The sequence below is a fragment of the Caulobacter sp. X genome (assembly GCF_002742635.1).
In the GTDB taxonomy this organism is placed as follows: Bacteria; Pseudomonadota; Alphaproteobacteria; order Caulobacterales; family Caulobacteraceae; genus Caulobacter.
This window is the reverse complement of record NZ_PEGF01000002.1, coordinates 1,116,113-1,137,242: the sequence shown is the minus strand read 5'-3', so window position 1 is coordinate 1,137,242 and position 21,130 is coordinate 1,116,113. Positions and strand designations below refer to the sequence as shown.

Below are 21,130 nucleotides of genomic sequence, written 5' to 3'. Positions count from 1 at the left end.
ACCCCTTGATCGGGGCGCGCGACGCAGAAGGCCCCTACGCCGACGATGCGTCAACGTAGGGGCGCGATGGAAGTTGCCTCAGACGGGCGTCAGAGGCCGAGGATCGAACTGGCGTCGATGGCCGAGAGGTTGGCGCCCGCGAGGAGGACAACCTGGTCGTAGGTCGCGTCTTCAGCCCCGGTGTCGGCGAAGAGCATCACGCCGCCACCAACCGCCATCGCCACGTAACGAACGCCCTCGCCGGCGAATAGAATGTCGACGGCAAGCATGTCGACCGTCTCAAGTTCCGCGTAGTTGCTGGCGTCGCCAGCCGGGCCGTCCGTGAACAGGATGTGGTCTTCAGCCGTGAGGTCGTTGATGGTGTCAGGGGCGCTGGCGTCGCTGTCCCCGGCGGCGAACACAAAGGTGTCGGCCCCATCGCCCCCCCGTAGGCCATCTTGGCCCGCGCCGCCGACGATGTAGTCCGCCCCCTCCACGCCGTTGATCCCGTCGTTGCCGGCTCCACCGTAGATCGCGTCGTCGCCGCCCCAGCCGTAGATGATGTTGGCGTTTGCATCGCCGATCAGCGTGTCGCCCGCCTCGGTGCCGTTGAGGTTCTCCACACTCGTCAAGGTGAGCGCCACGCCGGGCGCTATGGTTTGGCTCGTGAGGCTCAGATCGACGGTCACACCGGCAGAAAAGCCGGAGGAGAACGCCAGCAGGTCGGTCCCGTCGCCGCCGTCCACAACGCGCATCGTGGCGTCGTTCCCGACCGAGAAGGTGTCGTTCCCGGCTCCGCCCAGCATCGTGTCGTTGGAGTTGCCGCTCTGGAGCGCGTCGTCACCATTTCCTCCGATCAGCAACGAGCCCGGCGCGGCGGCCCCAAAGATGCCGCCCGTCACGATCAGGTCGTTGCCGTCGCCGCCGTCGAGAACGTCAGCGCCGCCCTTGCCCTCGATGGTGTCGGCGCCGTCGCCGCCTGACAGGTGATTGTCGCCCGCTGTCCCGACCAGCCAGTCCGCGCCGGACGATCCGATCGCGTTCTCGATGGAGACCAGGGTGTCCAGCAGACCGCCATTCGGACCGATCATGGAGGCGTACTGCCCCAGCAGATTGACCAGCAGGAAGCCGAACATCCCAGCCGGCTCGGCGTCCTCGTAGCTCACCGTGTCGTTGCCCGCGCCGCCGTCCAGGATATCCGTCCCGGGCCCGCCCATCAGCAGGTCATCCCCCTCGCCGCCCTGCAGCGTATCGTCGCCGCCGAGCCCGACCAGGGTGTCGGCGTCCGCGCCGCCGACCAGCAGATCATCACCCTCTGTGCCCACCAGATACATGACTAGCCTCCCGCTCCGGAAGTGGAGCGCGGCCATTGGCGGACAACCTCAGATTTATCTCAAGTGAATTTTTCCACTTTTGGAGCAGTAACCAAGCGACACAACCTGGCGGCAACCATGACGACCAATGTCAGAACAGCAGCCCCTTCTTCAGCAGCGCATGCACCCCCTTCTCGCCATTGACGGTCTGGGTGACGCGGAAGTCCACGGCCAGCGAGCAGAATTGATAGGCTTGAACGCGGCTCAGGGACGAGCGGGCGGTGATGAAGTCGATCGTCTGGCGCAGGGCCTGTTTCATGGCCAGGTCCAGATCCTCGTTGAAGCCCATCAATATGTAGTGGGTCGGCGTCTCGGCGCGCGGCCAGGCGAAGGCGCCGACGTCGGCGGCCCCATTGGCTTTCTTGTGCAGGACGAAGGTGAAGGTCCCGGTCAGGCCCATCTCCAGCGCGTTGACGCAAACCTCGCCGTCGCCTTGGCGGCCATGGCCGTCGCCGACCGAGAAGTTCGCGCCGGGGACCCAGACCGGCAGATAGAGGGTCGAGCCGGCGACCAGCTCCTTGTTGTCCATATTGCCGCCGTGCTCGCGCGGCTCACGGCTGGAGAGGCGGCCATAGCGCGCCGGCGGCGCCACGCCCATGGTGCCGAAGAACGGCGCCAGGGGCAGCTCCGGCCCCCACTCCGGCTTGCAGACGCCACGCGCGCGATCGACGGCGATGTGGCTGACATAGCGTTCGGGGAAGTCCTCGGGGATCGTGCCGGCCAGGGGACGGACGGCGCAGTAGCCCCAGTCGTTGTTCGGCTCGATCGCTTCGATGCGGACCTCCAGCGTGTCGCCCGGCTCGGCGCCGGCGATGGCGACGGGGCCCGTGAGAATGTGCGGGCCGATGCGCTCGGGCTTGCTGTCATGGATCGCCCGCAGCGCCGGCGGCACAGCGTAGGGCGAGCCGGCCGGCGGCATCACCTCGACGCCGCCGGAAACGCACTCGAAGGTGACGCTGTCGCCCGACGACACCGTCAGCACGGGATCGAACGCCGCGTCGAACATGCCAAAGCGGATCGTGTCGGGGGCCGAGGCCAGTCGGTGATGCGCCATCAAGTAAGCCTTCTATTACTCGACCATCTGGCGCTGGCGCGCGCGCGATCCCAAGCGCGCCCCGCCTCGGCGGAGCACGATTGGACCGCCCTGCCCTCGCGGCGGGCGAAGGGCGGGTGAAAGTGGCGCGCGCTTGGGCGATCATCGGCGCGTCAGCCGCCGGGACTGGCGCGGCCGGCGAACCCCGGTGTATGAAGTTTTTTATTACTTATGGAGCTCGGCCGGATGGCGCTCGACACGGAGACACAAGCCTTCCTCGACCTGGCCGAGGCCGAGATCGCGCCCTGGACGGCCGCGCGCGCCGCCGAGCGCGACCTGACGATCCCCGGCGAAGCGCTGGCCGGCGTGATCGACAACGTCGCCCTGCTCCGCGCCCAGACGCGGCTATTCGCCCACGCCCTGGGCGAGGCCGCCGGCCAGACGCCGGAGCCGTTCCAGCCGTGAGCTTCGCCAGCGCCCTCCAGATCGCCGAAGATGTCCGCGCCGGTCGCGCCACCGCCCGGGAGACCACCGAAGCGGCCCTGTCCCGCATCGCCCGGCTGAACGGTGAGCTCAACGCCTTCACCGCCGTGACCGCCGAACGCGCCCTCGCCGCCGCCGACGCGGTGGACGCCGACCGCGCGGCGGGCCGTTCGCTCGGCCCGCTGGCCGGCGCGCCGTTCGCCGTGAAGAACCTGTTCGACATCGCGGGCCTGCCGACCCTGGCGGGCTCGAAGATCCGCCGCGAGGCCGCCTCGCCCTCGCGCGACGCCACCCTCGTCCAGCGCCTGACGGCCGCCGGGGCGATCCTGGTCGGCGCGCTGAACATGGACGAGTTCGCCTATGGCTTCGTCACCGAGAACGCCCATGACGGACCGGCGCGCAATCCGCACGATTCGACGCGGATCGCCGGCGGCTCGTCCGGCGGTTCGGCCGTCGCCGTGGCGGCGGGGCTGGTTCCGCTGACCCTGGGCTCGGACACCAACGGCTCGATCCGCATCCCGGCTGGCCTGTGCGGGGTCTTCGGCCTCAAGCCTACCTATGGCCGCCTGTCGCGCCAGGGCGTCTTCCCGTTCGTCGAGAGCCTGGACCATGTCGGCCCCTTCGCCCGCACGGTCGAGGAGCTGGCCCTGGCCTATGACGTGCTGCAGGGCCCCGATCCCGAGGGTGATCCAATCTGCGTCCGGGATGCCCAGCCTGTTTCCGATCGCCTCGACGTCCTCGCCAAGCAGCCGCTGCGCGTCGGCGTCCTCGGCGGCTGGTTCCGGCAAGGCGCTTTCCCCGAGGTGCTAGAAGCGTTGGAGCGCGTCGCTCAGGCTCTGTCGGCCGACCGCGAGGTGATCCTGGACGGCGCCCAGGCCGCCCGCGCCGCCGCCTTCTGCCTCACCGCCTTCGAGGGCGGCGAGCTGCACCACGACGACCTCGCCGCTCGCGCCATGGACTACGACCCAGCCGTCCGCGACCGCCTGCTGGCGGGCGCCCTGTTGCCCGAGGGCGTGGCGCAGGCCGCCCGCCGCTATCGCACGATCTTCCGCGACCAGGTCGCCCAGGTCTTCCAGCGCTATGACGTCCTGCTGGCGCCGGCCTCGGTCTGCCCCGCCCCGCCGATCGGCCAGGCGACCATGGAGATGGACGGGGTCCCAGTCTCGGTCCGCAAGAACCTCGGCGCCTTCACCCAGCCGATCAGCTATATCGGCCTGCCGGTGGTGGCCGCGCCGGTGAACCGTCCGGGCCAGCTGCCGATCGGCGTGCAGATCATCGCCCCGCCCTGGCGCGAGGACCTGGCCTTCGCCGCCGCTCTTCGACTGCAGCGCGCCGGCGTCGTCGCCGCCCACGCCCCGAAGGTCGCCGCATGATCATCAACGATCCCGCCACCCTGGCCGAGGTCACGGCCCTGGTCGACGCCTACGAGACCGCGCTGATGACCAACGACGTCGCGGCGCTGGACGGCGCGTTCTGGACCTCGCCGCATACCGTGCGCCTGGGCGTGGCCGAGAACCTGTGGGGCTTCGAAGAGATCGCCGCCTTCCGCGTCGGCCGGGCCGGTGGCTCGCCGCCCCGCACGCGCCTCCGCACCGAGATCACCACCTTCGGGTCGGACTTTGCGATCGCCAACGTGCTGTTCCAGCGCGACGACACCGGCCGCCTCGGTCGCCAGAGCCAGACCTGGGTCCGCGTCGAAGACGGCTGGAAAATCGCCTCGGCCCACGTCTCCCTGATGCAGGAGGGCGTCGATCAACGGCTCGCCTCCCCGAGCGAAAAGCGCTAGAGCCCGCCCCCATGACTGCCCAGACCCCGACCAAGATCATCTTCGACACCGATCCCGGCATCGACGACGCGATGGCGCTGCTGTTCATCGAGGCGAGCCCCGCCCTCGAGCTGATCGCGGTGACGACCATCTTCGGCAACGCCGACATCGACACCACCACGCGCAACGCTCTCTATCTGAAGCGGCGCTTTGGCCTGACCGCGCCGGTCTACAAGGGGACCGACAAGCCGCTGGTCCGCCCGCGCAACCCCTCGCCGACCTTCGTCCACGGCGAGAACGGCCTGGGCGACGTCGAGCTGACGGGCCATGTCCCCGAACAACCGGAAGCCAAGCCCGCCCACCAGGCGATCATCGACCTGGCCCGCCAGTATCCCGGTGAAGTCGTGCTGTGCGCGGTCGGCCCGCTGACCAATCTGGCGCTGGCGCTGCAGGCCGATCCCGAGGTCGCCACCTTGCTCAAGTCCGTGGTGATCATGGGCGGCGCGTTCGGCGTGGCCGGCAAGCCGGGCAATGTCACGCCCGTCGCCGAGGCCAACATCTGGAACGACCCCGAAGCCGCCGACCAGGTCTTCACCGCGCCTTGGAAGCTGACCGCCGTCAGCCTGGACGTGACGACCCAGGTCGTGATGTCGCCGGACTACATGGAGGCCTTGGCGGCTGGCGGCAGCGACGCCGGCGGCTTCCTGAACGCCATTTCCAAGCCTTACGCCGCCTTCTACGGCGGCCGTGACGGCATCGTCGGCTGCTGCGTCCACGACGCCGCGGCGGTGGCCTATGTGATCGATCCGACGCTGTTCACGGTGCGGCGCGGCTCGGTCCGCGTGGTGACCGAGGGCGTGGCGCTCGGCCAAACCTGCCAGAAGGTCGAAGGCGAACTGTTCGGCCCGTCGGCCTGGGACGACCAGCCGATCCAGGCGGTGACGGTGGCGGTGGATGGCGAGCGGCTCCTGAAGCTGTACGCCGAGACGATGGCGGCCAAGCACGGGTGATGCCTGAAATTCCTCCCCCGCGCGCGGGGGAGGTGGCCCAGAGGGCCGGAGGGGGCTAACGCGACAGGCGTCCAGCTCGCCCCCTCAGTCGCTCCGCGACAGCTCCTCCGTATTACGGGGGAGCATCTTTATGCGCCTCTTCGCCACCGCTCCACGCCGGCCAGATAGGTCCGCGCCACCACGCGGTCGTCGCCCAGCACCGTCAGCGCGAACAGCTTGTCCTCGAGCGTCTTGGCCGCCGCCAGCCGTCGCGCGATCAGCGGCGTGGCCGCCAGGTCCAGCACCAGGAAATCGGCCTCCTTGCCGGGCGCGAGGTTGCCGATCTTGTCGTCCAGATCCAGCGCCCGCGCCCCGCCCAGCGTGCCGAGATAGAAGGCGTGGAACGGGTCCAGCGCGTCGCCGCGCAGCTGGCCCACCTTGTAGGCCTCGCCCAGCGTATGGAGGATCGAGAAGGTCGTGCCGGCCCCGACATCGGTGCCCATGCCGACCTTCACGCCGTGGGCGCAGGCGTCCTTCAGCGGGAACAGCCCCGAGCCCAGGAACAGGTTCGAGGTCGGACAGAACGCCACCGCCCCGCCCTTGGCCGCCATCCGCTGGAACGCCTCGCCCTGCAGGTGGACGCAGTGGGCGAAGACCGAGCGCTGGCCCAGCAGGCCGAAGCGGTCATAGACGTCGAGATAATCCTTGGCGGCCGGGAACAGCCGCGCCGTCTCCGCGATCTCGTGGGCGTTTTCCGACAGGTGGGTCTGCATCCAGACGCCCGGGTGGGCGGCCAGCACCTCGCCCGCCATGGCCAGCTGTTCGTCGCTGCAGCTGATCGCGAAGCGCGGCGTGACCGCGTAACCGAGGCGCCCCTTGCCGTGCCAGTCGGCGATCAGGGCCTCCATGTCGGCGCGGCTGCTCTCGACGGTGTCGGTCAGCCCCTCCGGCGCGTTGCGGTCCATCAGCGTCTTGCCGGCGATCAGCCGCATATCGCGCGAGAGCGCCTCGGCGAACAGGGCCTCGACCGAAACCCTGTGCACCGAGCCGAACACCAGGGCCGTGGTCGTGCCGTTGCGCAGCAACTCGTCGAGGAAGAAGGTCGCGGTCTGGGCGGCGTGCTTCGGATCCGCGAAAGCCGCCTCGGCCGGGAAGGTATGCTGCTCCAGCCAGTCCAGCAATTGCGCGCCATGGGCGGCGATCACGTCGACCTGCGGGAAGTGGATGTGGGTGTCGACGAAGCCCGGCGTGATCAGATGGCCAGTCAGGTCCTCGACCGGCGTATCGCCCAGGCGCGGCGCGAGATCGGCATAGGCGCCGCAGGCGGCCACGCGGCCGTCCTCGACCAGCAGCAAGCCGTCTTCGTGGAAGGCGACCGCCTCCGCGCGCGAGATCTGGGTGGGGTCGTCCAGCAGGTGCAGGATCGACCCACGATAGGCTTTCACGTCTTGGAACTTTCGTCGTTGCGCACGCGCGCGGCTTCCTGGCGCATCAGGAGGTCGGCGGCCACCGAAACGGCGATCACCTCCGGCGCCTTGCTCTTCAGGCCCGGCAGGCCGATCGGACAGGTCAGGCGGGTCAGCACGGCCTCCGAGAAACCATCATCGCGTAACCGGCTCATGAACCGGGCGCGCTTGGTCTTCGAGCCGATCACCCCGAAGTAGCCGAAGCCGCCGCCCGCCAGGCCCGCCGAGACCAGGGCGTAGTCCAGCGCGTGGTCGTGGGTGAGGACGAGGCCGTAGGCGTCGGGCGGCGCGCCCATGGCCTTGGCCGCCATCTCCGCGGGCTCCAGCACGGTGACGCCGGGGATCTCGGCGGTCTCGGGCCGGCTGTCGCACCAGAACAGGCGGAACGGCAGGGGCTCGAACGCCCGCGCGATCGCCTGGCCCACGTGGCCCGCCCCGAACAGCAGCAGCGGCGGTCGCGGCGCGTCGGCGCGCTCGACCAGCTCGTCGCCCAGCTCGGGCCGCGCGCCGCGCGCGCTGGCGGGCGCGCCGGCCAGGGTCACGGTCGGGGCGTCGCTGGCGGTCGCCAGGATCGGCGCGATGGTCTTGCCCAGGGCGCCGGGGTCGAAGCGGGTGCGAACCTCGAACGGCTGGGCGGCGTCCATGCGCCGGGCCGCCTCGGTCAGCCAGTCGCGGCTATTGTCGTTCAGGCGCTCGAGGAACAGACGCACCCGGCCGCCGCAGCACTGGGCCAGCAGCGGGCCCAGCGGATAGTCCTGGATCGCGAAATGCGCCTGGCTTCCATCCAGCATCCGTCGCGCCTGGTCGGCGACTCTGTACTCCAGATTGCCGCCGCCGATCGTGCCGGCCTGGCCGTCTCGCCAGACGACCATCTTGGTCCCGGCCTCGCGCGGCGCCGAGCCTTCGGTGGCGAGGACGGTAACCAGGGCGGCCTCGTCCTGGGCGTCGAGACGCGCGAGCGCGGCGCGGGCCCAGTTACGCATCAGCCCGCCTCCGCACATCCTCGCACGCCATCAGGATCGCCTCGGGCGTCGCGGGCGCGTTGAGGCTCGGGAACACCCGGTAGTCGCCGACGCTGGCCACCGCGTGATTGATCGCCGAGTGCGCCGAGATCGCCAGCATGAATGGCGGCTCGCCGACCGCCTTGGAGCGATGCACCGTGGCCTCGACATTGCGGCCGGCCTTCCACAGGCGGATGTCCAGATGCGCCGGACGGTCGCCGCAGGTCGGGATCTTGTAGGTCGAGGGCGCGTGGGTGCGCAGGCGGCCTTCCGCGTCGTAGACCAGCTCCTCGGTGGTCAGCCAGCCCATGCCCTGGATGAAGCCGCCTTCGATCTGGCCCAGGTCGATGGCCGGGTTCAGCGACTTGCCGACGTCATGGAGAATGTCGGCGCGGACCACCTTCATCTCGCCGGTCAGGGTGTCGATCAGCACCTCGCTGCAGGCCGCGCCATAGGCAAAATAGTAGAACGGCCGGCCGGTATGGGTGGCGCGGTCGTAGTGGATTTTCGGCGTGGCGTAAAAGCCCGTCGCCGACAGCGAGATCCGCGCCAGATAGGCCTGGCGCGCGAACCAGCCGAACTCGAACGTCTTCTCGCCCACCCGCACGCCGTCCGGCGTGAAGGCCACCGCTTCCGGCGCGACGCTCCACTTGGCGGCGGCGAAGTCCACGAGCCGCGCCTTGATCGTCTCCGCCGCGTTCAGCGCCGCCATGCCGTTCAGGTCCGCGCCCGACGAGGCCGCCGTGGCCGAGGTGTTGGGCACCTTGTCGGTGACGGTCGAAGTGATCTTCACCCGCGCGACATCGACCTGGAAGGCCTGGGCGACGATCTGGGCGACCTTGGTGTTCAGCCCCTGCCCCATCTCGGTCCCGCCGTGGTTCAGCATGATCGAGCCGTCGGCATAGAGGTGCAGCAGCGCCCCGGCCTGGTTCAGGTGGGTCGTCGTGAACGAGATGCCGAACTTCACGGGCGTCAGGGCGATGCCCTTCTTCAGCACCGGGTTCGCCCGATTGAACGCCTCGATCTCGCGGCGGCGAGCCTCGTAATCGCAGGAGGCCGACAGTTCGTCGATCAGCTGCGGCGCGACATTGTCCTCGACCACCTGATGGTAGGGCGTGAGATTTCGCCCCTCGCCGCCATAGAGGTTGCGGCGGCGCACCTCCAGCGGGTCGAGCCCGACGTCGGCGGCGACCGCGTCCATCACCCGCTCGATCGCGAGCATCCCCTGCGGGCCGCCAAAGCCCCGGAAGGCGGTGTTCGACACCGTGTGCGTCTTGAACCGATGCGACAGGATCTCGACCGCCGGCAGGTAGTAGGCGTTGTCGGCGTGGAACATCGCCCGGTCGTTGATGGCCATCGACAGATCGGTCGTCGCCCCGCAGCGCGAGGCCAGCTCCAGCGACAGCCCCGTCAGGCGTCCTTCGTCGTCGAAGCCGACGTCGTAGGCGACCTCGAAGTCATGCCGCTTGCCGGTCATGACCATGTCCTCGTCGCGGTCGGGCCGGCACTTGGCGGGACGGCCGGTCTTGACCGCGACCAGGGCGGCGGCGGCGGCGAACAGCGAGGCCTGCGTCTCCTTGCCGCCAAAGCCCCCGCCCATGCGGCGCACCTCGACGGTGACGGCATGGTCGGGCTTGCCCAGCACGCGGGCGATCAGGTGTTGGACCTCGCTGGGGTGCTGGGTCGAGGACCAGACGTGGACGTCGCCGCCCTCGCGCGGCGTGGCCAGGGCGACCTGCCCCTCCAGGTAGAAGTGATCCTGGCCGCCCATCGAGAACCGACCTTGGACGCGGCGCGGCGAGGCGGCCAGCGCGGCGTGGGCGTCGCCCCGCGCCATGCGCTGGGAGGCCTCGATCTTCAGGTCCATGGCCCGCGCGGCGGCGATGTCGATGGCGGTCGGCAGGTCCTCATACGCGACGATCGCCTTGGCGGCGGCGGCGCGGGCGGCGGCGATCGAGGTGGCGGCGACGGCGAACAGGCTCTGACCGACGTGCACGACCTCGCCGTCAGCAAACAGACGGTCGTCATGGATCACCGGGCTGACGTCGTTCTCGCCCGGAATGTCCTGCGCGCTCAGCACGATCACGACGCCGGGCGAGGCGCGCACGGCGGATAGGTCGAGCTTGAGAATCTTGGCGTGGGCCCGCGCGCTCATGCCCAGGTGGACATGCAGCAAACCCGGCGGCTCGGGCAGGTCGTCGATATAGATGGCCGAGCCGGCCACGTGCCGCTCGGCGCTGTCGTGCGGCAGCGGCGCATGGACGCCACGAGGCGCCGTGATCGGGGGAGCGATTCCGGAGTCAGCCATGGGCGCTCTCCGGCGTGACACGCGTTTCGACGTCCGGCGAAGCGGTCTCCAGATACGCCTTGCGCAGCATGTTGCGCGCCGCGAGGGCGCGGTAGGTCGCCGAGGCGCGCATGTCGCTCATGGGCGCGTAGTCGCTATCGAGCGCCGCCATCGCCGCCGCGACCGTCGCCTCGCTCCAGGGTTGGCCGACCAGCGCCGCCTCGCAGGCGAAAGCGCGCTTGGGCGTCCCGGCCATGCCGCCGAACGCGACGCGCGCGTCCAGCACGACGCCGCCCTCGACCGCGAGGGAAAAGGCCCCGCAGACGGCCGATATGTCCTGGTCGAAGCGCTTGGACAGCTTGAAGACCTTGAAGATCCGCTCCTCGGCCAGCTTCGGGACCACAACGGCCTCGACGAACTCGCCGGGCCGTCGATCCTGCTTGCCGTACTCCAGGAAGAAGGCCTCCAGCGGCAGCTCGCGCCGGGCCTCGCCGCATCGCAGGACCAGGGTCGCGCCGGCCGCGATCAGGGCCGGCGGCATGTCGCCGATCGGCGAGCCGTTGGCGATGTTGCCGCCGATCGTGCCGCTGTTGCGCACCTGGGTTGAGCCCAGCCGTCGCATCATCGCGCCGAGGTCCGGATAGAGCCGAGCGAACGCATCGATCGCGTCGACATAGCGAACGCCCGCGCCGATGCGCAGGGCTTCGGGCGTCTCCTCGATCGCCTTGAGCTCGGCGACCTCCGACACGCTGATCAGGGCCGGCAGCGGCCGCCGCTGCTTGGTGACCCAGAGGCCGACATCGGTCGCCCCGGCGACGATCGTGGCGTCGGGATGCGCCAGATAGGCCTCAGCCAGCTCGTCCGCCGTTCGTGGCGAAAGCCAAGTCCGGGTGACGCCATGAACCTCGTCCTCGAAGCTCAGCGCCAGCATGGTCTCGTCGCGCACGGCCGACAGGTCGACCGCCGGCGCGGGCTCGGCGGCCACGCCCTTGGCGACCTCGATGATCGGTCCATAGCCGGTGCAGCGGCACAGATTCCCGGCCAGCACCTGGCCCACGGGCGCGTCCGCGCCCTTGGCCCCGACCGCGCGGCCATACAGCGACATGACGACGCCCGGCGTGCAGAAGCCGCATTGCGAGCCATGCTTGTCGACCATGGCCTGCTGGACCGGATGCAGCGCCTCATCCTTCGCCAGGCTCTCGACCGTCATCAGCGCCTTGCCATGCAGCATGGGCAGGAACTGGATGCAGGCGTTGACCGCCCGCCAGGCGACGCCCTCGCCCTCCGCCTCGCCGACCAGCACGGTGCACGAGCCGCAGTCGCCTTCGGCGCAGCCCTCCTTTGTCCCGGTGCGACGCCGCGGGCCGCGCAGGTGCTCCAGCAGGGTGGTGGCGGGATTGGCCCCACGCACCTCCTGCACCTGGCCGTCCAGCAGGAAGCGGATCACCTCGCCCATCAGCTGCCCCGATAGGTGGAATAGCCGTAAGGCGAGACCAGCAGCGGCACGTGCCAGTGCTGCTCGGTGTTCGACACGGAAAAGTCGATCACCACCACGTCCAGGAACGGCGGGTCAGAAACTGGCAGGCCCGAGGCCTTGAAGTGCTCGCCGATCGAAAATTCCAGCCGGTAGCCGCCGGCCTTCAGGTCCTCGCCCTCGATCAGGCGAGCGCGTCCATCGGCGTCGGTGCGGAGCTCGGCGACCGGCGACAGGGCCTCGCCTTCGCGCCGAAAGACCCGCACCGCGACGCCCGCCGCCGGCTTGCCGGCCGCCTGGTCGAGGATGTGGGTCGTCAGTCCGCTCATGGTCCGTACTCCGATCGAGTCGATGCTCGGCCGCCCTCGCCGCCGTGTCCAGCGTTCCGGGACAGCCGAGAAGCCCGATCGCCGGAACCGCCAACGAAGGCGGCGAACGGCGCCCGAAGCACAGGCATTATATAATAGATTTATTACTTACGAGAGCTCTCTCGCGACGCTCCGAATGTTACCGCTATCACAAATGAGCGCATTCCCCGGTCGCACAGGGTTGGAAAAGCCGGTCATCCCCGGTAGCTAGACGCATGAACGGCCCGCGCTCGAGACGGGCCGCGCGAAAACGCGCAGAGCTTCTAGAGGAAGACCGATGGACGAGGATTTCCGCAAGGCGGCGTTGGACTATCACCGCCTCCCGCGGCCCGGAAAGCTGGCGATCGAAGCCACCAAGCGGATGGCCACCCAGCGCGACCTCGCCCTCGCCTATTCGCCCGGCGTCGCCGCGCCGTGCCTGGCGATCGCCGACAATCCCGACACCGCTCGCGACTACACCGCGCGCGGCAACCTGGTCGCGGTGATCTCGAACGGCACCGCCGTGCTGGGCCTGGGCGACATCGGCCCTCTGGCCTCCAAGCCGGTGATGGAGGGCAAGGCCGTCCTCTTCAAGAAGTTCGCCGGCATCGATGTTTTCGACATCGAGGTCGACGCCAAGGATCCCGATCGCTTCATCGAGGTGGTGGCGGCGCTGGAGCCGACCTTCGGCGGCGTGAACCTGGAAGACATCAAGGCCCCCGAGTGCTTCGTCATCGAGCGCGCCCTGCGCGAACGGATGAATATCCCAGTCTTCCACGACGACCAGCACGGCACCGCCATCGTCTGCGCCGCGGCGGTCCGCAACGCCCTGCTCGTCCAGGGCAAGACGCTGAAGGACGTCAAGCTGGTGACCTCGGGCGCCGGCGCCGCCGCCCTGGCTTGCGTCGACTTGCTGGTCTCGATGGGCCTGCCGGTCGAGAACGTCACGCTCACCGACATCAAGGGCGTGGTGCACGCCGGCCGTGAGCCGGACATGCCCGAGAACATGGCCCGCTACGCGCGAGCGACCGACGCCCGCACCCTGCCCGAGGTGCTGCCCGGCGCCGATATCTTCCTCGGCCTCTCGGCCCCGCGCGTCTTCAAACAAGAGTGGCTGCCGCTGCTGGCGCCAAACCCGCTGATCCTGGCCATGGCCAATCCGGATCCGGAGATCCTGCCCGAACTGGTCTACGCCGCGCGTCCCGACGCGATCATGGCCACCGGCCGCAGCGACTACGCCAACCAGGTCAACAACGTCCTCTGCTTCCCGTTCATCTTCCGGGGCGCGCTCGACGTCGGCGCCTCCGAGATCAACGAAGCGATGAAGGTCGCCGCCGTCGAGGCGATCGCCGAACTGGCCCGCGCCGAGGCCTCCGAGGTCGTCGCCAGCGCCTATGGCGGCGCCGCGCCCGTCTTTGGTCCGCAGTACATCATCCCCAAGCCCTTCGATCCGCGCCTGATCCTGCAGATCGCCCCGGCCGTCGCCAAGGCGGCCATGGACAGCGGCGTCGCCACCCGGCCGATCGCCGATTTCGACGCCTATCGCCAGGAGCTGGAGCTCTTCGTCTATCGCTCGGGCCAGCTGATGCGGCCGGTCTTCGAGCGGGCCCGCAAGGCGCCGGTCAAGGTCGCCTACGCCGAGGCCGAGGACGAACGCGTGCTGCGCGCGGTCCAGACGGTGGTCGACGAAGGCTTGGCCGCCCCGGTTCTGGTCGGCCGCCGCGAGGTGATCAAGGCCAAGATCCAGGAGATGGGCCTGCGCCTCGACGTCGGCGGCGCGGTCGAGATCGTCGATCCCCAGGCCGACAAGGAGCTGTTCGGCCCGCTGGTCGCCGACTACCAGAAGCTGGTCGGCCGGCGCGGCGTGCCGCCCACGGCGGCCGAGCGCCGCGTCCAGGGCCGGCGCACCGTCGCCGCCTCGATGCTGCTGTCTTCGGGCTATGTCGAGGCCGCCCTGGTCGGCGGCAGCGGCGACTGGTGGCAGCACCTGAAATACGCCCTGCCGATCATCCCCAAGCGCGACAACGTCAGCCGCGTCTACGCCTTGTCGTCGCTGATCCTCGACAACGGCACGCTGTTCTTCTGCGACACCCACGTCAATGTCGACCCGACCGCCGAACAGATCGCCGAATGCGCCCAGTTGGCCGCCGAGGCTGTCCGGCGCTTTGGCGTGACGCCCAAGGCGGCCCTGCTCTCGCACTCCTCGTTCGGCGCCAGCAATTCGCCGACCGCCCGCAAGATGCGCGAGGCCCTGGCTATCCTGCGCGAGCAGGCGCCGGAGCTCGAGGTCGACGGCGAGATGCACGCCGATGCGGCCCTCAGCCAGCATCTGCGCGATCGCATGGTCGCCGACAGCCCGCTGAAGGGTTCGGCCAACCTGCTGGTCATGCCCACCCTGGACGCGGCCAATATCGGCCTGACCCTGCTGAGCGCGGCCACGGAGTCGCTGCTGGTCGGCCCGCTGCTGCTGGGCATGGCCAAGCCCCTGCACGTGCTGATCCCCAGCGTCACCGCGCGGGGCATCGTCAACCTTACCGCCCTGGCGGTGAGCCAGGCGGCCGCGGATCGGGCTCGCACGGCCAGCTAGGCGCCCTCTGGAAACGACAAAAGGCCCCGGCCGACGCGTCAACGTCGGGCGGGGCCCTCGAAAGTCTTGCGAAAAGGCCGTCCGTCCGGGCGGCCTTTTCTATTCCGCGCCTTAGAGGATGCGCAGGTTGCCGGCCGAGGTCTTGCCCGAGCGGCGGTCCTGTTCAAGCTCGTAACCGACTTGCTGGCCTTCGTTCAGGCCGCGCAGGCCGGCGCGCTCCACGGCCGAAATGTGCACGAACACATCGCCGCCGCCGTTGTCCGGCTGGATGAAGCCAAAGCCCTTGGTCGTGTTGAACCACTTCACGACGCCGGTGCCGGACTCGCCGGTGCCGCTCGAGAAGTTGTTGCGCGGGGCGCTGTCGAAGCCGCCACGCGCCGGACGCGGACCGCCGCGGCCAGCGCCGCCGCCGGCCGGAGCCGGGCCATGGCCCGTCACGCGCAGTTGACCAGCCGAGGTCTTGCCCGAGCGACGGTCTTCTTCCAGTTCGTACGCGACTTGATCACCTTCGTTCAGGCCCGACAGACCCGAGCGTTCAACCGCGGCGATATGGACGAACACGTCCTGGCCGCCGTCCTCGGGCTGAATGAAGCCAAAGCCCTTGGCCGGGTTGAACCACTTAACGACACCGTTCGCCATATTATCCTCAAACACCTCAATCGACGGGCTGATAGTCGGCCCGCGTCCTTCCAAGGGAAGTCATGACGCAAAACCGCGCCACGCGCTATGGGCTTTGAGCGGAGAAAATCGGCTGGAAGGCGGCGATCGCCAGAAAAAGTCGCGGATCGGACGGCGAGCGTGGCGCCAATGCCACTCTAAATTGCGCGCCTGGATATAGAAAAACCCCGGCCTCAATCGGACGGGGTGGACATTCGCCCCCTGCGGCGGGGACCCTTGGGTGCGGGGACAGGATTTGAACCTGTGACCTTCAGGTTATGAGCCTGACGAGCTACCGGGCTGCTCCACCCCGCGTCAGGGTGTTTTGTATTGTGAGGGAGGGTTCGTGGACTTTGGTTTGATATCCTTTTGGCGGACCTGGCGGCGACCTACTCTCCCGCGCCTTGAGACGAAGTACCATTGGCCCAGGGGGACTTAACGACCGAGTTCGGAATGGGATCGGGTGGGGAACCCCCGGCAAAGCCACCAGGTCAGCGAAAAGGATATCAGTCGCTCCATTGCTGGAGCGATGATTGTGAAGAAGACATCAGTGTCTGAAGTAGAGCCATGCTTTGTGCATGGGTTTGACTGAAGAACGATCAAGCCTATCGAGCTATTAGTACCGGTAAGCTCCATGCGTCGCCGCACTTCCACACCCGGCCTATCAACGTGGTGGTCTTCCACGGCTCTCAGCGAGACCTTGTTTTGAGGTTAGTTTCCCGCTTAGATGCTTTCAGCGGTTATCTATTCCACACTTAGCTACCCTGCTGCACAGCTGGCGCCATGACAGGTCCACCAGAGGTGTGTCCATCCCGGTCCTCTCGTACTAGGGACAGATCCTCTCAAGTCTCGTACACCCACGGCAGATAGGGACCAAACTGTCTCACGACGTTCTGAACCCAGCTCACGTACCACTTTAATCGGCGAACAGCCGAACCCTTGGGACCTGCTCCAGCCCCAGGATGTGATGAGCCGACATCGAGGTGCCAAACTTTGCCGTCGATATGGACTCTTGGGCAAAATCAGCCTGTTATCCCTAGAGTACCTTTTATTCGTTGAGCGATGGCCCTTCCACGCAGGACCACCGGATCACTATGGCCGACTTTCGTCTCTGCTCGACTTGTCAGTCTCGCAGTCAGGCGGGCTTATGCCATTGCACTCGACGACCGATTTCCGACCGGTCTGAGCCCACCATCGCGCGCCTCCGTTACACTTTGGGAGGCGACCGCCCCAGTCAAACTGCCCGCCACGCCATGTCCCGGACCCGGATAACGGGCCGCGGTTAGACGTCAGCAACAATAAGGGTGGTATTTCAAGGATGGCTCCACAGGAACTGGCGCCCCTGCTTCATAGTCTCCCACCTATCCTACACATGTTGCTGCTAACGCCAAGGCGAAGCTGCAGTAAAGGTTCATAGGGTCTTTCCGTCTGACCGCGGGAACCCCGCATCTTCACGGGGAATTCAATTTCGCTGAGCCTATGCTGGAGACAGTGGGGAAGTCGTTACGCCATTCGTGCAGGTCGGAACTTACCCGACAAGGAATTTCGCTACCTTAGGACCGTTATAGTTACGGCCGCCGTTTACCTGGGCTTCAATTCAGAGCTTGCACCCCTCCTTTTAACCTTCAGGCACCGGGCAGGCGTCAGACCCTATACGTCGCCTTGCGGCTTCGCAGAGCCCTGTGTTTTTGATAAACAGTCGCTACCCCCTGGCTTGTGCCACTCTTTACTGGTTGCCCAATGAAGAGTCACGCTTATCCCGAAGTTACGCGTGCAATTTGCCGAGTTCCTTCAGCATAGTTCTCTCAAGCGCCTTGGTATACTCTACCTGCCCACCTGTGTCGGTTTCGGGTACGGTCTCCGTTGGAGTTATTTCCAGGGACCTGTTCACTGCCAGGAGCAATCCAATAAGCCCTGACAATTTACCAGATCCGTCACTTCCAACTGGTTCAGGAATATTCACCTGATTCCCATCGACTACGCCTTTCGGCCTCGCCTTAGGGGCCGACTAACCCTGCGCAGATTAGCTTTACGCAGGAACCCTTGGGCTTTCGGCGAGAGGGTCTCTCACCCTCTTTATCGCTACTCATGTCAGCATTCTCACTTCCGATACCTCCAGCAAGGCTCACGCCTCACCTTCACCGGCTTACGGAACGCTCCGCTACCGCGTGCTTACGCACACCCATACCTTCGGCGTCTGGCTTGAGCCCCGTTACATTTTCCGCGCAGGTTCGCTTGACCAGTGAGCTGTTACGCTTTCTTTAAATGATGGCTGCTTCTAAGCCAACATCCTGGTTGTCAAAGCAAACCCACATCGTTTCCCACTTAGCCAGAACTTGGGGGCCTTAGATGATGGTTAGGGTTGTTTCCCTTTTCACGACGGACGTTAGCACCCGCCGTGTGTCTCCCGGATAGTTCTCTTGGGTATTCGGAGTTTGATTAGAATTGGTACAGCTCGCGCCGCCCGCATCCATTCAGTGCTCTACCCCCCAAGGAATACGTCCGAGGCACTACCTAAATAGTTTTCGCGGAGAACCAGCTATGTCCAGGTTTGATTGGCCTTTCACCCCTATCCACAAGTCATCCGAGAATTTTTCAACATTCACCGGTTCGGTCCTCCAGTAAGTGTTACCTTACCTTCAACCTGCTCATGGATAGATCACCTGGTTTCGGGTCGTCATGCGACGTACTTATTCGCCCTATTCAGACTCGCTTTCGCTGCGCCTACACCTAACGGCTTAAGCTTGCACGGCACATGAAGTCGCTGACCCATTATACAAAAGGTACGCCGTCACCACGCGCGGTGGCTCCGACTGCTTGTAGGCTTCCGATTTCAGGTTCTGTTTCACTCCCCTTGTCGGGGTGCTTTTCACCTTTCCCTCACGGTACTTGTTCGCTATCGGTCATTGAGGAGTACTTAGGCTTGGAGGGTGGTCCCCCCATGTTCAGACAGGATTTCACGTGTCCCGCCCTACTCGAGTCTGTCGCTATTTGACGCTTACGGGGCTATCACCCACTATGGCGGACCTTCCCAGATCCTTCAGCTTTATGTCACGACAGCACTGGCCTGGTCCCGGTTCGCTCGCCACTACTACGGGAGTCTCGGTTGATGTCCTTTCCTCCGGGTACTGAGATGTTTCAGTTCCCCGGGTTTGCTTAATGAACCCTATGTATTCAGGTCATTATACCTTGTCTGATCAACCGATCGTCGCCTTGCCCGAAGGCAAAGCAAAGTCGGGTGACCATAAAGGTGGGTTTCCCCATTCGGAGATAGCCGGATCAAAGGGTGCTCGCGCCTCCCCGGCTCTTATCGCAGCGTGCCACGTCCTTCATCGCCTCTCAATGCCAAGGCATCCGTCAGAAGCCCTTATGCGCTTGATCGTTCTCAGCAAAACCCATGCTTAAATCAGCCCTCGCCGCATCGCGCGGGGAGGCCTGAGCATGAGCTCTACCTTTAGTCAGACAATGATGTCTTCTTAAGTCCGCCCTTAAACCGGATCCGCATCCCAGGGGTGAGCTGCGGTCGGCGGGAGAACCCTGCCTTCACAATGTCATTTCGCATCAGCGCCAGGCGCTGCTGCAAACTTGTCATCCAATCGCGAGATAGCCATCTCGGCGGTCCTACCAGCTGGCCTCGCTCAAGCAGCGAAGCGGTAGCGAGGACAGCGAACCAAAATGGTGGAGCCAGACGGATTCGAACCGACGACATCCTGCTTGCAAAGCAGGCGCTCTACCAACTGAGCTATGGCCCCTCTCTTTCAAGAGATCTGGGTTAGCCAGGAGAGCTGGTCGTGATCCGAAGTTCAGGAGAAGAGTGGTAGGCCTGGGCAGACTCGAACTGCCGACCTTACGCTTATCAGGCGTACGCTCTAACCACCTGAGCTACAGGCCTATGACGGCCTTCGGGGCATCCGCTCCGGGCTCGCGATCGCACCTTGATCTCGTTCGATCAAAGTGAGTGGAAAGAGAAACGAAGACGGCGGCGATCCGCTCTTTGTGGTGCGTCAAGCGCACCGTGTCTGGAGCTTCAATAGCTTCGTGAGAAGCTGGAGAAGCATCCTTAGAAAGGAGGTGATCCAGCCGCAGGTTCCCCTACGGCTACCTTGTTACGACTTCACCCCAGTCGCTGACCCTACCGTGGTCGCCTGCCTCCTTGCGGTTAGCGCAGCGCCTTCGGGTAAAGCCAACTCCCATGGTGTGACGGGCGGTGTGTACAAGGCCCGGGAACGTATTCACCGCGGCATGCTGATCCGCGATTACTAGCGATTCCAACTTCATGCTCTCGAGTTGCAGAGAACAATCCGAACTGAGACGACTTTTAGGGATTGGCTCCCCCTCGCGGGATTGCAGCCCTCTGTAGTCGCCATTGTAGCACGTGTGTAGCCCACCTTGTAAGGGCCATGAGGACTTGACGTCATCCCCGCCTTCCTCCGGATTAACTCCGGCAGTATGATTAGAGTGCCCAGCCAAACCTGATGGCAACTAATCACGAGGGTTGCGCTCGTTGCGGGACTTAACCCAACATCTCACGACACGAGCTGACGACAGCCATGCAGCACCTGTGTCCCAGTCCCCGAAGGGAAAACCACATCTCTGTGGCGGTCCAGGCATGTCAAAAGGTGGTAAGGTTCTGCGCGTTGCTTCGAATTAAACCACATGCTCCACCGCTTGTGCGGGCCCCCGTCAATTCCTTTGAGTTTTAATCTTGCGACCGTACTCCCCAGGCGGAGTGCTTAATGCGTTAGCTGCGTCACCGACATGCATGCATGCCGACAACTAGCACTCATCGTTTACGGCGTGGACTACCAGGGTATCTAATCCTGTTTGCTCCCCACGCTTTCGAGCCTCAGCGTCAGTAACGGACCAGTATGTCGCCTTCGCCACTGGTGTTCTTCCGAATATCTACGAATTTCACCTCTACACTCGGAGTTCCACATACCTCTTCCGTACTCAAGACTGCCAGTATCAAAGGCAATTCCAAGGTTGAGCCCTGGGCTTTCACCTCTGACTAAACAGTCCGCCTACGCTCCCTTTACGCCCAGTAATTCCGAGCAACGCTAGCCCCCTTCGTATTACCGCGGCTGCTGGCACGAAGTTAGCCGGGGCTTCTTCTCCGGGTACCGTCATTATCGTCCCCGGTGAAAGAATTTTACAATCCTAAGACCTTCATCATTCACGCGGCATGGCTGCGTCAGGCTTTCGCCCATTGCGCAAGATTCCCCACTGCTGCCTCCCGTAGGAGTTTGGGCCGTGTCTCAGTCCCAATGTGGCTGATCATCCTCTCAGACCAGCTACTGATCGTCGCCTTGGTGGGCCTTTACCCCACCAACTAGCTAATCAGACGCGGGCCGCTCCAATGGCGATAAATCTTTCCCCCGAAGGGCACATCCGGTATTAGCTCAAGTTTCCCTGAGTTGTTCCGAACCAAAGGGCACGTTCCCACGTGTTACTCACCCGTCCGCCACTAATCCCGAAGGATCCGTTCGACTTGCATGTGTTAGGCCTGCCGCCAGCGTTCGCTCTGAGCCAGGATCAAACTCTCAGGTTGAGTTGACATTGACTCCAGTATTTAGACCGAGGGGAAAACCTCAGTCCGCGTTCTGGTTTGCATAGTATCTTGACGAGTTCCCATCACACTCCGACCAGCTCCGAAGAACCGACCGGCGTATAAATGGTGTCTTCAAGAGAC

13 protein-coding genes, 3 tRNA genes, 3 rRNA genes and 1 pseudogene are annotated in these 21,130 nt (G+C 65.7%); 5 read left to right on the top strand and 15 right to left on the bottom strand.

What is annotated here, in order from left to right:
• Positions 1-89: 89 nt before the first annotated feature.
• Positions 90-1,313, bottom strand: coding sequence for a calcium-binding protein (locus tag CSW60_RS17690; RefSeq protein WP_099538496.1), 1,224 nt, complete (start codon positions 1,311-1,313; stop codon positions 90-92).
• 130 nt (positions 1,314-1,443) lie between these two features.
• Entirely contained in the window at positions 1,444-2,409 is a 966-nt protein-coding gene (locus tag CSW60_RS17685) for an acetamidase/formamidase family protein (RefSeq protein WP_201723083.1), read from the bottom strand.
• Between the two features lie 222 nt (positions 2,410-2,631).
• Between CSW60_RS17685 and CSW60_RS17680 the strand changes: the two genes are divergently transcribed.
• The 4 genes from CSW60_RS17680 to CSW60_RS17665 are packed head-to-tail and all read left to right on the top strand — an operon-like array spanning position 2,632 to position 5,643.
• Positions 2,632-2,850, top strand: a complete 219-nt coding sequence (locus tag CSW60_RS17680; protein WP_099539173.1) for a hypothetical protein — start codon at positions 2,632-2,634, stop codon at positions 2,848-2,850.
• Positions 2,847-4,241: an AtzE family amidohydrolase gene (locus CSW60_RS17675; RefSeq protein ID WP_099538495.1), complete on the top strand. Its 1,395-nt coding sequence runs from the start codon at positions 2,847-2,849 to the stop codon at positions 4,239-4,241. The genes CSW60_RS17680 and CSW60_RS17675 overlap by 4 nt, the downstream gene beginning before the upstream one ends.
• Positions 4,238-4,654 carry an oxalurate catabolism protein HpxZ gene (hpxZ, locus tag CSW60_RS17670; protein ID WP_099538494.1) on the top strand — a complete coding sequence of 139 codons (417 nt, stop codon included), beginning with the start codon at positions 4,238-4,240 and terminating at the stop codon, positions 4,652-4,654. The genes CSW60_RS17675 and hpxZ overlap by 4 nt, the downstream gene beginning before the upstream one ends.
• A gap of 11 nt (positions 4,655-4,665) precedes the next feature.
• Positions 4,666-5,643: a nucleoside hydrolase gene (locus tag CSW60_RS17665; protein WP_099538493.1), complete on the top strand. Its 978-nt coding sequence runs from the start codon at positions 4,666-4,668 to the stop codon at positions 5,641-5,643.
• 128 nt (positions 5,644-5,771) lie between these two features.
• On the opposite strand, the gene guaD is transcribed toward CSW60_RS17665, so the two are convergent.
• The 5 genes from guaD to uraH are packed head-to-tail and all read right to left on the bottom strand — an operon-like array spanning position 5,772 to position 12,179.
• The gene (guaD, locus tag CSW60_RS17655; RefSeq protein ID WP_099538492.1) at positions 5,772-7,067 is read right to left on the bottom strand and encodes a guanine deaminase; all 1,296 of its coding nucleotides are present in this window, start codon (positions 7,065-7,067) and stop codon (positions 5,772-5,774) included.
• The gene (xdhC, locus tag CSW60_RS17650) at positions 7,064-8,074 is read right to left on the bottom strand and encodes a xanthine dehydrogenase accessory protein XdhC (RefSeq protein WP_099539172.1); all 1,011 of its coding nucleotides are present in this window, start codon (positions 8,072-8,074) and stop codon (positions 7,064-7,066) included. Before xdhC ends, guaD begins: the two co-directional genes overlap by 4 nt.
• Positions 8,064-10,397 (bottom strand): xanthine dehydrogenase molybdopterin binding subunit, encoded by a 2,334-nt coding sequence (gene xdhB, locus CSW60_RS17645; protein WP_099538491.1) that lies wholly within the window; start codon positions 10,395-10,397, stop codon positions 8,064-8,066. The genes xdhC and xdhB overlap by 11 nt, the downstream gene beginning before the upstream one ends.
• The gene (gene xdhA / locus CSW60_RS17640) at positions 10,390-11,832 is read right to left on the bottom strand and encodes a xanthine dehydrogenase small subunit (protein WP_099538490.1); all 1,443 of its coding nucleotides are present in this window, start codon (positions 11,830-11,832) and stop codon (positions 10,390-10,392) included. Before xdhA ends, xdhB begins: the two co-directional genes overlap by 8 nt.
• Complete coding sequence (gene uraH / locus CSW60_RS17635; RefSeq protein ID WP_099538489.1) at positions 11,832-12,179, bottom strand: hydroxyisourate hydrolase; 348 nt, start codon at positions 12,177-12,179, stop codon at positions 11,832-11,834. Before uraH ends, xdhA begins: the two co-directional genes overlap by 1 nt.
• A gap of 316 nt (positions 12,180-12,495) precedes the next feature.
• On the opposite strand from uraH, the gene CSW60_RS17630 reads away from it, so the two are divergent.
• Positions 12,496-14,784: an NADP-dependent malic enzyme gene (locus CSW60_RS17630; protein ID WP_099538488.1), complete on the top strand. Its 2,289-nt coding sequence runs from the start codon at positions 12,496-12,498 to the stop codon at positions 14,782-14,784.
• A gap of 111 nt (positions 14,785-14,895) precedes the next feature.
• On the opposite strand, the gene CSW60_RS24135 is transcribed toward CSW60_RS17630, so the two are convergent.
• The 8 genes and pseudogenes from CSW60_RS24135 to CSW60_RS17595 form a co-directional block, all read right to left on the bottom strand.
• Positions 14,896-15,090 carry a cold-shock protein gene (locus tag CSW60_RS24135; protein WP_035017693.1) on the bottom strand — a complete coding sequence of 65 codons (195 nt, stop codon included), beginning with the start codon at positions 15,088-15,090 and terminating at the stop codon, positions 14,896-14,898.
• Between the two features lie 129 nt (positions 15,091-15,219).
• Positions 15,220-15,423, bottom strand: a pseudogene (locus CSW60_RS24130) (cold-shock protein); the annotation flags it as partial.
• Between the two features lie 256 nt (positions 15,424-15,679).
• Positions 15,680-15,756: transfer RNA gene (locus CSW60_RS17620), tRNA-Met, on the bottom strand.
• 61 nt (positions 15,757-15,817) lie between these two features.
• A 5S ribosomal RNA gene (gene rrf, locus CSW60_RS17615) occupies positions 15,818-15,932 on the bottom strand.
• Positions 15,933-16,036: 104 nt separating this feature from the next.
• A 23S ribosomal RNA gene (locus tag CSW60_RS17610) occupies positions 16,037-18,822 on the bottom strand.
• 295 nt (positions 18,823-19,117) lie between these two features.
• Positions 19,118-19,193, bottom strand: a tRNA-Ala gene (locus tag CSW60_RS17605).
• Positions 19,194-19,256: 63 nt separating this feature from the next.
• Positions 19,257-19,333: transfer RNA gene (locus CSW60_RS17600), tRNA-Ile, on the bottom strand.
• A gap of 172 nt (positions 19,334-19,505) precedes the next feature.
• Positions 19,506-20,989: ribosomal RNA gene (locus tag CSW60_RS17595) — 16S ribosomal RNA — on the bottom strand.
• The 16S, 23S and 5S rRNA genes sit together here with 3 tRNA genes alongside, the layout of an rRNA operon.
• Between the last annotated feature and the right edge of the window lie 141 nt (positions 20,990-21,130).

Coding starts and splice junctions, on each gene's coding strand:
- CSW60_RS17690 (WP_099538496.1), bottom strand. CDS start 1,313: ATGTATCTGGTGGGCACAGAGGGTGATGATCTGCTGGTCGGCGGCGCG.
- CSW60_RS17680 (WP_099539173.1), top strand. CDS start 2,632: ATGGCGCTCGACACGGAGACACAAGCCTTCCTCGACCTGGCCGAGGCC.
- hpxZ (WP_099538494.1), top strand. CDS start 4,238: ATGATCATCAACGATCCCGCCACCCTGGCCGAGGTCACGGCCCTGGTC.
- CSW60_RS17665 (WP_099538493.1), top strand. CDS start 4,666: ATGACTGCCCAGACCCCGACCAAGATCATCTTCGACACCGATCCCGGC.
- xdhB (WP_099538491.1), bottom strand. CDS start 10,397: ATGGCTGACTCCGGAATCGCTCCCCCGATCACGGCGCCTCGTGGCGTC.
- xdhA (WP_099538490.1), bottom strand. CDS start 11,832: ATGGGCGAGGTGATCCGCTTCCTGCTGGACGGCCAGGTGCAGGAGGTG.
- uraH (WP_099538489.1), bottom strand. CDS start 12,179: ATGAGCGGACTGACGACCCACATCCTCGACCAGGCGGCCGGCAAGCCG.
- CSW60_RS17630 (WP_099538488.1), top strand. CDS start 12,496: ATGGACGAGGATTTCCGCAAGGCGGCGTTGGACTATCACCGCCTCCCG.